The sequence below is a fragment of the Vibrio sp. 10N.286.45.E10 genome (assembly GCF_002874195.2).
In the GTDB taxonomy this organism is placed as follows: Bacteria; Pseudomonadota; Gammaproteobacteria; order Enterobacterales; family Vibrionaceae; genus Vibrio; species Vibrio crassostreae.
The window spans coordinates 1,872,408-1,884,352 of the sequence record NZ_MCWD02000001.1; the positions used below are offsets into that span (position 1 = coordinate 1,872,408).

Consider the following 11,945-nt stretch of genomic DNA (forward strand, 5'->3'; position numbering starts at 1 on the left):
GCTCTGTTAATAACAGCGCATGATATCTGTGACAAAAGCTCAGCACCACTTCAACATACAAATTACAACTACCCATAAAGTACTAACAAAAGTTATGACAACTTATTTCAATTTTTGTTAGCTAAATCAAACCTGAAATCAAAGTTTTCATTTTTGAAAGCCGCTATTCAGCCTTTTTATCGATTAGCGCAAAGAGTTGTTATTCAGTAAAATGCAAAAAATCCTAGCGCTTATGCAACTGGGATCTTTAAAAATGAATAATTTAACGATTAGACGGCTTATCTATTCCGAAGTGTAAATAAGCTCTGTCGGTCGCGATTCGACCTCTTGGCGTTCTTTGTAGGTAACCTTGCTGAATCAAGTAAGGCTCTAACACATCTTCAATGGTGTCTCTTTCTTCACCGATCGCTGCAGCCATATTGTCGATACCCACTGGACCACCACCAAACTTTTCCATGATCGCAAGCAGAAGCTTTCTATCCATGTAGTCAAAACCTTTAGCATCGACATCCAACATGTTAAGCGCTTTATCGGCAACCTCTGGGCAGATATGACCATCTCCTTTCACTTCCGCATAGTCGCGTACACGGCGCAGTAAACGGTTGGCAATACGTGGTGTACCACGAGCACGACGAGCAACTTCTAACGCCCCTTCTGATTCCATAGAAAGACCAAGGCAATCAGCGCTTCGTTGCACGATGTTTTGCAAGTCTTCAACTTTGTAATACTCAAGACGCTGAGTGATACCAAAACGGTCACGTAACGGAGACGTAAGCGAGCCAGCACGAGTCGTTGCGCCTATCAACGTAAAAGGTGGAAGATCGATCTTGATAGAGCGTGCCGCAGGGCCTTCACCAATCATGATATCTAATTGGTAATCTTCCATTGCTGGATACAACACCTCTTCAACCACAGGGCTAAGGCGGTGGATCTCATCAATGAATAGGACATCATTTTCTTCAAGGTTAGTCAGCAGCGCCGCTAGGTCGCCGGCTTTTTCCAGTACAGGGCCTGAAGTGGTGCGAATGTTGACATCCATTTCATTAGCAACAATGTTCGCCAACGTGGTTTTCCCCAAGCCTGGAGGACCAAATATCAACAAATGATCGAGGGCCTCATTACGCAATTGCGCCGCTTTGATGAAAATTTCCATTTGGCCACGAACATGATCCTGACCTTGATAGTCAGCAAGTGCTTTAGGGCGTATTGCACGATCAATGACATCTTCATCTTTGAATACTGGGTTGTCCGGTGCAATAAGGCGATCGGCTTCAATCATAAATTCTGCTATTCCTAACTATGCGCTTGTTGACTCTGCGCTTCTTGACTCTGTGTAAAGGCAAAGTGAATGAGCCTGTTTTGTAGAACAAGTATATGAGGTATTAAACCATCGATTTCAGTGCTTCGCGAATTAACTGCTCGCTGGTCATGCCATCTTTAGCCACTTGAGAAACCACCTTAGAAGCTTGAGTCGGCTTGTAACCTAATGCAAGTAACGCACTTACCGCTTCTTCTTCAGCGTCGTGAACGGTTGGCATAGAATCAATTGGTGCTGCATCCGTCGCTGGAGTAAATAGGTCACCCGCGCCCCACCCTTTCAGGCGGTCTTTCATTTCAACAACCAGACGTTCTGCGGTTTTCTTACCGACACCCGGCAGTTTCACTAGCGTAGAAATATCTTCACGTTCAACACTCTGAACAAACTGACTCGCCGTCATACCTGAAAGAATACCAAGACCAAGTTTAGGACCAACACCATTTGCTTTGATAACTTCACGGAACAGCGCACGCTCTTTAACTGTATTGAAGCCGTAAAGCAGTTGTGCATCTTCACGAACAACAAAGTGAGTGTAGATAATTGCCTCTTCGCCCACATTTGGTAATTCATAAAAACAGCTCATTGGCATTTGAACTTCATAGCCAACGCCACTCACTTCGATTAGTAATTCTGGTGGCTGTTTTTCTATTAATGTACCGCGTAGACGTCCGATCACAATTCACTCTCTTGATGGAATATAATTTGAGGGACAGAATATAAAAGAACTGGATGCTTATCCAGTTCTTTGTGTTTATTCGGGTGATTTATTTACGCTTGTTTGGCTTGTGAAACCACGTTATTTAAGCTTTCGACCAGCTCTTTGACAGAGGTAACATGCCCTGTGAGTTCAGAACCATAATTGGCGACTAAGCCGGACACGGATTTGGTTTCCGCAACGCTCTGTGCCACTTCTGAACTCGCGAGATCGAGCTCTTTCAAAGAACTCATCTGCATCGCCATAATGTTGGTGAGCTGATTGACGTCAGTCGAGATAGTTTGAACTTCTGAGATGATGCCGTTCATCTCATTCGCCGTGGTTTCAATTATCGCTCGACCATGTTCCACTTCGTCTTTACTACGGTCCAACAAGGTTCGAATTTCTATCGCGGAATGACTGCTTTTCGCCGATAACTCTCTTACTTGGTCGGCGACTACTGCAAAGCCTCTTCCCTGCTCACCTGCGCGAGCCGCTTCTATTGCCGCGTTTAATGCCAACAAATTAGTTTGTTCCGCTACTGAAGTAATCAAGTCAGCGACTTTCATGATCTCTTGATTACTTTGAATGATCTGAGTGATAGCACTGGTTGAGGCTTCTAATGACTCAGAGCTCTTTTGCGCTTTCTCTCCGACCGCTTCACTACGCTCTTTCAACTCACCCACAAATGAGTTTGATTCTTCGATACCTTGAGTCATTTGGTGCAATTGTTGGCTCATCTGTTCTGCCGCACTGGCCTGAGATTCGCAATTGATATTCAGCACCTCAACTTGCGAATGTAAATCTCGCGACTGTTGGTCTAGATGCACAGATACGCCCTGTAAGCTTTCCGAATTCGAATTAGCTTGGTCAAGCACCACCGAGAGTCGCCCTTCACTCTTTGTCGCTTGATTAGCAATCTGTTGGCTTTCTGAAATCGCTTCTTCCGCCATTTCGATTGCAACCTCTTTTTGCTTCGCAGTAAACGCTTGAGCAATACAAATCACCACCAGCGGCATGATCACACCAGACCAGGTTTCAACCACCACCGCTTCCGGAGTAAGTACTAACTGCGGAAATTCAAATCCATTAAGGTGAGCTGACGTCATCATCAATGAAACGCCAATCACTAACCCACTCCATACCAAGGCGACAATACGTGTTCCTGACAAGAAAAAAGCGACCACTAACAAAGGAACCCAATACGCCTGCGTCGATGCCACCACACCACCGCTTTGGTAGATGATATTCAGCGCATGTACTGCCATACCAACAAAGCCAAAATTGAGTGCAAGGCTCGGTTTACTGGTAACACGCAACAGCAGTGCGGAGATCAGTTCAAACGCGATAAGGAATACAGATGTAGCGATCAGAAGTTGCTCTTCGTGCTTGGTCCATTTGATTAAGCTGTAGACACCAACAAAGAAGGCGATAAAAGTGAAGAGTAATAAGATATCGGCTTGTCTGACTTCGTTGTTACTCCACCCATTACTTTTAGGTAGAAACAGCGCACGCCACAGCTTGATTGGGTTCATCAGTGATCATCCTTGATTAACTTGTTAGACCTCCGACCAATGTTAATAACATGTTAAATGATACGCAATGTTATTATCTGGGTTCTGTTCGAAAGATCTCATTTCATCAAGGATTTAGCGGCGTAGTATTTTGATATGAGCCAAACAGGGTGTAAGGCTCATCAATAGAATAGGTCTAAAGGCTGTATGTTAGGAGCTAACAAGAGAGCGAGGTTTAACGGTAGCGCCCTTTTCTCGCGCCTGTCGCCTTACCAGCCAGTGCTATCAATGTTTTGTTGGTGTTAGCGTGAGTGATCGCTACGCCTAGAGCATCGGCTGCATCGGCCTGTGGCTTAGCAGGTAGCTTAAGCATACTCATCACCATGTTCTGAACCATAGACTTATCTGCACCACCATTACCTGTCACGGCTTGCTTAATTAAACGAGCCGCGTATTCGTGAACAGGCAAATCCGCATTTACAGCCGCTACGATCGCACTGCCACGAGCTTGTCCAAGCTTAAGTGCAGAATCCGCATTCTTCGCCATGAAGACTTGCTCAATAGCAAACACATCCGGCTGAAACTGAGTGATGATTTCGCTCACACCTGCATAGATCTGCTTAAGTCGACCCGGTAACTCTATTTCTGAGGTGCGAATACAACCACTCCCTAAGTAATATAGATGGCGGCCATTTTGACGAATAACACCGTAACCGGTAATGCGTGAGCCAGGGTCAATCCCTAAGATAATAGACATAACTTCAAATGCTGATTATTTATACATGCTTTATGAGCTTAGTATATCGAACGCAAAAAAAAATGCCCGTCAAATTAACGGGCATTTTCTAATTTACTGGCAAGTCTTGGCTAATTAATTAAGAGCTCTCTACCAACTAGGATCTCTTCATCAACAAGAAAAGATAACAGGCTTACGCTTGCTCTTTTTTCTCTGCCAATTTAACTGCGATTGCTAGCTCTTCCAGTGATGCTGGGTTCGCTAGGCTTGGCGCGTCTGTTAGTAGACATGCTGCAGCTGTCGTTTTCGGGAATGCGATAACGTCACGGATGTTCTCAGTACCACAAAGTAGCATTGCTAGACGGTCAAGACCGAATGCTAGACCAGCGTGTGGTGGCGTGCCGTACTTAAGCGCTTCAAGTAGGAAGCCGAACTTCTCTTGTTGCTCTTGTTCTTCGATACCTAGGATACCGAATACCGCTGTTTGCATTTCTGCGTTATGAATACGTACAGAACCGCCGCCTACTTCGTAGCCGTTGATTACCATGTCGTATGCATCAGAGTTTGCTGCTGCTGGGTTTGCTTTAAGCTCTTCCGCGTTCACACCTAGTGGCGATGTGAATGGGTGGTGCATTGCGTGTAGGTTACCTTCGCCGTCTTCTTCGAACATTGGGAAGTCAACAACCCACAGTGGAGCCCAAGCAGATGTGTCTGTTAGCTCTAGATCAGTACCTAGTTTAAGACGAAGTGCACCCATTGCTTCAGCAACGATGCCCGCTTTGTCTGCGCCGAACAGAATGATATCGCCAGATTCAGCTTGAGTGCGATCTAGAATACCGTTGATTACGTCTTCGCTTAGGAATTTAGCAACTGGAGATTGAATACCTTCCATGCCTGCAGCACGGTCGTTCACCTTCATCCATGCTAGGCCTTTCGCGCCGTAGATGTTTACGTGTTCAGCGTAACCGTCGATTTGCTTACGAGTTAGCTTAGCACCACCTGGAACACGGATAACCGCTACACGACCTTTTTCGTCGTTAGCCGGGCCAGAGAATACTTTGAACTCAACGTCTTTAACTAAATCAGCAACGTCAACTAGCTCTAGTGGGTTACGTAGATCTGGCTTATCAGAACCGAAACGGCGAATCGCTTCAGAGAAAGGCATTACTGGGAATTGGCCTAGTTCAACATCTAGAAGTTCTTTCCACATATCGTGAACAAGCTTCTCAGTCACGTTACGTACTTCTTGAGAAGTCATGAAAGATGTTTCGATATCGATCTGAGTAAATTCAGGCTGACGGTCAGCACGTAAATCTTCATCACGGAAACATTTAACGATTTGGTAGTAACGGTCAAAACCAGACATCATCAGCAGTTGCTTGAACAACTGAGGAGATTGAGGAAGTGCGTAGAAGCTGCCTTTGTGAACACGGCTTGGTACTAGGTAGTCACGAGCACCTTCTGGTGTCGCTTTCGTTAGTACTGGCGTTTCGATGTCTAGGAATAGGTTCTCATCAAGGAAACGACGAACGAAGCTAGAAGCACGTGCACGAAGCTTGATACGGTCGCTCATTTCTGGACGACGAAGATCGATGTAACGGTACTTAAGACGCTGTTCTTCAGAGTTCGTTTGGTTGAAGTCTAGTGGAAGCGCTTCTGAACGGTTGATGATCTCTAGACCAGTCGCGTAAAGCTCTACTTCACCAGTAGCCATGTCTTTATTTACTTGGCTATCAGGACGAACACGTACTTCACCAGTAAATTTGATACAGAATTCATTACGCAGTTGGTTAGCGATCGGGAAGATATCTTTCATATCTGGATCGACAACAACCTGAACGATGCCTTCACGATCACGCATATCAATAAAGATAAGACCGCCTAAATCACGGCGACGGTTTACCCAGCCGCACAATTCTACAGTTTGTCCCGCCAGGGACTTGTTCAGGTTACCACAGTAATGGGTACGCATAATGAATTTCCCAATCTCTTAATAATTTACTAATTTCCAGGCTGTCAGTGGTCATTCCACACAACAGAGCAAAGGAACATTTATACGCGGAAACTCGCTTAAAATCGACCTTCCACATTCGAATTTATTGTGTTTTATCTGGCTTTGCTGCTTTTTAGCCCATCAAGTGCGCAAAGATTCATCAAAACCGAAAAAATTGCGATAATTATATCTCGAAAGTACCTTAATCAGCAAAACTCTCGTACAGTAGATTTTCATTTCGATTAAAAGCAGTAATGTGATGACCAATGGTGCAAAAACGATGGACACTTTACCTCTAAGACTTGGATTAACCATGTGGTCTCATTCTGAGTGGCAAAGTCAGTTCTACGGAAAAGGAACAAAGCCTGCTGAACGCTTAGAGAAGTACGCGCAAGTTTTTCATACCGTTGAGGGCAACACGACCTTTTACGCGACGCCAAGTATGTCGACAGTTCATAACTGGAAAGCCGCCAGTCATGATGATTTCAAGTTCACTTTCAAGCTACCTAAATTCATCACCCACCAGCAACAACTCAGGCACTGCCAAGCAGAACTCAAAGAGTTCTTAATGACTATGTCGCCACTGCATGATCGCATTGGTCAATGGACGATTCAGCTACCACACAGTTTTGAACCCAGCATGCTGCCTGCCCTACAAAAGTTTTGTACCTTGTTCCCAAAAGATATGCAGCTTGGCGTCGAAGTTCGCCACTTGGGGTTCTTTGATAAAGGCGATGCGGAAAAGCGCTTCAATCAATGGCTGGTAGAGGAAGGCATCAATCGCATCATTATGGACAGCCGCCCCGTTTTTTCTGCGCCACCAACCACAGAAGCGGTGATCGATGCACACCAGAAAAAACCCCGTGTTCCTGTTCATGCCATTGCGACCGCCAATAACCCAATGATTCGATTTATTGGTCACCCAGACCAAGAACCTAATATTGAGTTTTTTAAGCCTTGGTTTGCCAAAATCCCAAACTGGCTTAATGAAGGCAAGCAGCCCTATTTAATGATCCACACACCAGACAATAATCACGCACCCGAACTTGCAATCGCAATTTATAAACAACTACAAAAGCAAGTGTCTGAAAGTACATCATTATTATTACCTGATCTGGCTCAGTTTCCGGCTCAGAAAGGCAATAATCAAATCTCGATGTTTTAACCCATCACCTATCAGCAACTTCGAACCTTGAGCTAAATCTCAGTTTTCGTGACAGTGGCGCTTTTTTTACGTAAAATACGTCCCCTTTTATTTGGTATGAATTTTGTGCCAATTACGCTGACTGTCGAGAGAAAATGCCATGAGCAACACAGACAATATCTTTTCCGCTCCTATTGATAAAATTGGAGACTTCACCTTTGATGCAAGGGTTGCTGAAGTATTTCCGGATATGATTCAACGCTCGGTGCCTGGCTATAGCAATATCATCTCTGCAATCGGCATGCTGGCTGAGCGCTTTGTAAAGCCACATTCAAATATTTACGACCTTGGCTGCTCGCTTGGTGCGGCGACACTTTCTATGCGTCGTCACATTCAGCAAGAAGGCTGCACGATTTTCGCTATCGATAACTCAGAAGCCATGGTTGAGCGCTGTAAATTGCACGTTAATGCTTACCGTAGTGACACACCAGTAGAGGTGATTGAAGCCGATATTCGTGAAGTGGAGATCAAAGACGCTTCGGTTGTGGTACTTAACTTCACGCTGCAATTCCTGTCGCCAGACGATCGATACGCTCTACTTGAAAAAATTCATGCAGGCCTGCGCCCTGGCGGGATCTTAATCCTGTCAGAAAAATACGTATTCGAAGACGAAAGCTCAAACGAACTGCTTATCGACCTGCACCACGATTTCAAGCGTGCTAACGGATACAGCGAACTGGAAGTCAGCCAGAAACGCAGCGCAATTGAAAACGTAATGCGCCCAGACTCGATCCCTGTTCACAGAGAACGATTTGATAAGATTGGCTTCTCAAGCAGCGAAGTTTGGTTCCAATGTTTCAACTTTGGTTCAATGTTCGCGATTAAGTAGCCTACAAACCTGGTCAGCTCGTATTAGAACGTCATCCTCACTGTAGGAAATGACAAATTTAATTTTTATTTTAGGGTTTATTGCCCCTATTAACTCAGTGAAAAACTATGTTTAATTTTGCCAATTTTTATCAACTTATTGCCCAAGACACTCGCCTTCAGCCGTGGCTCAATGTTCTGCCACAGCAACTGACAGATTGGCAAAATGCAGAGCACGGTGACTTCGACCGTTGGTTACGTGCACTAAACAAGATTCCACAAGGTGTACCAGACCAAGTTGACCTGAAGAACTCAGTGACGATTGGCAGCTCAACACCATTTCACACAGGTGAGCTTAAAAAGCTAGAAAGCCTATTAAAGACGTTCCACCCATGGAGAAAAGGCCCTTACACGGTTCACGATATTCATATCGATACTGAGTGGCGTAGTGACTGGAAATGGGATCGTGTGCTTCCACATATCTCCCCATTGAAAAACCGTTCGGTTCTCGATGTAGGTTGTGGTAATGGTTACCACATGTGGCGCATGCTCGGTGAAGGTGCTCGCTTAACGGTTGGTATCGACCCTTCTCATCTATTCTTGGTTCAGTTTGAAGCAATTCGTAAGTTAATGGGCGATGACCAACGTGCTCACCTATTACCTCTAGGTATCGAGCAGCTGCCAAAGCTAGAAGCCTACGACACAGTATTCAGCATGGGTGTGCTTTACCACCGTCGTTCGCCACTTGACCACTTGATTCAGCTAAAAGACCAATTGGTGTCTGGCGGTGAACTGGTTCTTGAAACCTTAGTAATTGAAGGCGATGAAAATGCGGTACTGGTCCCTGTTGACCGTTACGCACAGATGAGAAACGTGTACTTCTTCCCTTCAGCTCGCGCACTAAAACGCTGGCTGGAACAAGTTGGCTTTGAAGACGTACGTATCGTTGATGAAAATGTCACGACAATTGGTGAACAACGCACCACAGAATGGATGACGCACAACTCTCTTCCAGATTATCTAGATCCGAACGATCCAGGTAAAACGGTTGAAGGCCACCCAGCGCCAAGACGTGCGATTTTGGTAGCAACAAAGCCATAGAATCTCTGCCCACAAAGCAGTGGCATATTGAGTAAATAAAACACAAGCCTATATAAGACAGCAAAACAATGGCTTGCCATGGTCAAAAAGTCACCGTTGATTTCGCGATGAACTTTTCTTCCTGAGCTCACAAATTGAACAAAAATTGACTTATGTTTAATAAGTGAGCTATTTCAAATAGCAATAATTGGCGTAGCGCTCACATTGCGATTCAATATGACCAGACTCTTACAATAGGATGCTTCACGCATCCTTTTTTGTGGGCTAAACTTCTAAATAGTCTGAACTATTCTCTAATTCTCAAAGGTTTTTTTATGTTTAAGCGATTATCGCCGATTGTGGCGGTTGGTTTGCTCTCTGGTTGTACCCTGACTAACGGTGCCACCTACCACCAAGAAACTCTCGATGCTATTGCCCGCTCAGAGACAAACATCGCAAATAAGGTTCAAAATCTTGAACTGCAACTAAGCAATCAAAGTGATTATATTGAAAGCTTAGAAGACGAAATTACTACCCTTTCTAGCCAATTAGATGTCCATCTAACGAGCATGGAACACAAGGTTATTGAACAGCTAGAGGAAGAAGAACCCGTAGCAGTTGCAGCGGCCCCTATCGCTCCTACATCACAACCGACTATCCTTGGCGGCATTGAAAAAGTGTCTATCGACTCTATTAAGCAAAGCTTTGATGCACGAGTGGATACAGGCGCAACCACCTCTTCTTTAAACGCTGTCGATATCAAAGAATTCGAACGTAACGGCAAGAACTGGGTTAAATTCCACCTAGACGATAAAGCCCAAGCGGAAGAAGACCAGAAATGGATTGAAGCGCCTGTTGTACGTTATGTAAAAATCCGTCAATCAACCAATGATCAGGCAGAACGTCGAGCTGTGATCGAATTATGGGTGAAAGTTGGAAAAATCCATGAAAAAGCGCAATTTACATTGGCGGATCGCTCTCAAATGAGTCACCCTGTACTATTAGGGCGCGAATTTATCAAAGACATAGCGCTAGTAGATGTAAGTAAAAAGTACGTACAAACGGAAGTTAAATAACAATAGTAGGGTAAGCTATGACGTCAAGAATTCCATTTTATATCTCTATATTCCTGCTTATCGTGGCAGGTATAACACTGAGTATGTTCAGACATACGACCTACGGTGTACCTTGGACTCCAGGGGAAACCAGACAGGTTTGGGACGTTGAAGCTCGCATCGAGTTCAACGCAGTAGGCAAAGAAGCAAAAGTTTCCTTAGCGGCTCCTCATACTCAGTCTAACTACACACTTATCGGCGAATCGGCTTCATCGCCAGGTTATGGTATCTCTTACTTGAATACCGAATCAGGTCGCCGCGCAGAGTGGTCTATTCGATACGCAGATGGCCCTCAAACTATCTACTACAAAACACAATTCCTAGTCGACAACCAAGCAAAAGTTGATGCTATACCGCCAGAAGGCGAAGTCGCACAGCCAAGCTTCGACGGCCCTGAAGAAGCCGCTTCTTTTGCATTGATTGATAGAGCGACAAAGCGTTCTGCAGACAACCTCACTTTTACCCGTGAGCTCATCAAAACACTTAACGATCCAGACAGCCAAAACTCAGCGCTTATTCTGAATAACATGACTAAAGTGGAAGCGACACACAAGCTACTTTCAGCAGCGAAAATACACAACAAAGTCGTTGGTGTTATCGAGCTAGAAGACGGCCGTCGTCGTCAGTCGATTCAAAACATGATTCAGATCTGGGATAACGACCAGTGGATTCTGTTCTCTCCGGAATCAAGCGAACAACAAGTTCAACCAAACCTACTCATCTGGGACGAATCAAACGTTTCTCTACTGGATGTTGTTGGCGGTCAGAACAGTAAAGTTCACTTCTCTATGATTGCTCAAGAGGTTTCACCAACGGAAGCAACCAACAGTAAGGTATCTGCAGACCAGCTATTGAACCTATCGATTCACAGCCTACCGCTAGAAGAACAAGCGATGTTTAAAACCATCATGCTGATTCCTATCGGTGCTCTGATTGTTGTGTTCCTCCGTGTCATCATCGGCCTGAAAACATCTGGTACCTTCATGCCAGTACTGATTGCGGTAGCCTTTGTGCAAACACAATTGGTAACGGGTATTGTCGGCTTCCTACTTATCGTAGGTACGGGTCTGATTATTCGAAGTTACTTGTCCAAACTCAACTTGCTACTGGTCGCCAGGATATCCGCCGTAATCATCACGGTAATCATGATTATTTCTGTATTCACTGTGGTCGCGTTTAAAGTGGGTCTGACTGAAGGTCTATCCATTACGTTCTTCCCAATGATTATCCTATCTTGGACTATCGAACGTATGTCTATCCTATGGGAAGAAGAAGGCGCGAAAGAAGTAATGCTGCAAGGTGGTGGTTCTCTATTTACTGCGGTTCTTGTTTACTTAGGCATGACTAACCCGTTCATTCAGCACTTAACGTTTAACTTTATTGGTTTACAACTTGTTATTCTAGCGACCATCTTGCTACTAGGTAACTACACAGGATACCGTCTAACCGAGCTTCGTCGCTTTAAACCGCTAGCGGAGGACTAA

Annotated in this window: 10 protein-coding genes; 5 read left to right on the forward strand and 5 right to left on the reverse strand. The window is 44.8% G+C overall.

Going from position 1 to position 11,945, the window contains the following annotated elements; all coding sequences use genetic code 11:
• Nucleotides 1-262: 262 nt before the first annotated feature.
• From ruvB to aspS, 5 genes are all read right to left on the reverse strand, one after another.
• Nucleotides 263-1,279: a Holliday junction branch migration DNA helicase RuvB gene (ruvB, locus tag BCU34_RS08270; protein ID WP_017062078.1), complete on the reverse strand. Its 1,017-nt coding sequence runs from the start codon at nucleotides 1,277-1,279 to the stop codon at nucleotides 263-265.
• Between the two features lie 103 nt (nucleotides 1,280-1,382).
• The gene (gene ruvA, locus BCU34_RS08275; protein ID WP_017062079.1) at nucleotides 1,383-1,994 is read right to left on the reverse strand and encodes a Holliday junction branch migration protein RuvA; all 612 of its coding nucleotides are present in this window, start codon (nucleotides 1,992-1,994) and stop codon (nucleotides 1,383-1,385) included.
• A gap of 92 nt (nucleotides 1,995-2,086) precedes the next feature.
• A complete protein-coding gene (locus BCU34_RS08280) occupies nucleotides 2,087-3,547 on the reverse strand; it encodes a methyl-accepting chemotaxis protein (RefSeq protein WP_102432926.1) in 1,461 nt (486 codons plus the stop codon).
• A gap of 214 nt (nucleotides 3,548-3,761) precedes the next feature.
• Nucleotides 3,762-4,283, reverse strand: a complete 522-nt coding sequence (gene ruvC, locus BCU34_RS08285; protein ID WP_102432927.1) for a crossover junction endodeoxyribonuclease RuvC — start codon at nucleotides 4,281-4,283, stop codon at nucleotides 3,762-3,764.
• 172 nt (nucleotides 4,284-4,455) lie between these two features.
• Nucleotides 4,456-6,234, reverse strand: a complete 1,779-nt coding sequence (aspS, locus tag BCU34_RS08290; protein ID WP_019821025.1) for an aspartate--tRNA ligase — start codon at nucleotides 6,232-6,234, stop codon at nucleotides 4,456-4,458.
• Between the two features lie 280 nt (nucleotides 6,235-6,514).
• Here aspS and BCU34_RS08295 point away from each other — a divergent pair, with 280 nt between their 5' ends.
• The 5 genes from BCU34_RS08295 to BCU34_RS08315 all read left to right on the forward strand — a co-directional run bounded on the left by BCU34_RS08295 (nucleotide 6,515) and on the right by BCU34_RS08315 (nucleotide 11,945).
• Nucleotides 6,515-7,420, forward strand: a complete 906-nt coding sequence (locus BCU34_RS08295) for a DUF72 domain-containing protein (RefSeq protein WP_170960839.1) — start codon at nucleotides 6,515-6,517, stop codon at nucleotides 7,418-7,420.
• Between the two features lie 139 nt (nucleotides 7,421-7,559).
• Nucleotides 7,560-8,288, forward strand: a complete 729-nt coding sequence (cmoA, locus tag BCU34_RS08300) for a carboxy-S-adenosyl-L-methionine synthase CmoA (protein WP_017062083.1) — start codon at nucleotides 7,560-7,562, stop codon at nucleotides 8,286-8,288.
• 107 nt (nucleotides 8,289-8,395) lie between these two features.
• On the forward strand, nucleotides 8,396-9,367 hold the full coding sequence (gene cmoB / locus BCU34_RS08305) for a tRNA 5-methoxyuridine(34)/uridine 5-oxyacetic acid(34) synthase CmoB (protein ID WP_102432928.1): 972 nt from the start codon (nucleotides 8,396-8,398) through the stop codon (nucleotides 9,365-9,367).
• A gap of 314 nt (nucleotides 9,368-9,681) precedes the next feature.
• The gene (locus tag BCU34_RS08310; protein ID WP_102432929.1) at nucleotides 9,682-10,422 is read left to right on the forward strand and encodes an ATP-dependent zinc protease; all 741 of its coding nucleotides are present in this window, start codon (nucleotides 9,682-9,684) and stop codon (nucleotides 10,420-10,422) included.
• Nucleotides 10,423-10,439: 17 nt separating this feature from the next.
• Nucleotides 10,440-11,945: an inactive transglutaminase family protein gene (locus tag BCU34_RS08315; protein WP_048659662.1), complete on the forward strand. Its 1,506-nt coding sequence runs from the start codon at nucleotides 10,440-10,442 to the stop codon at nucleotides 11,943-11,945.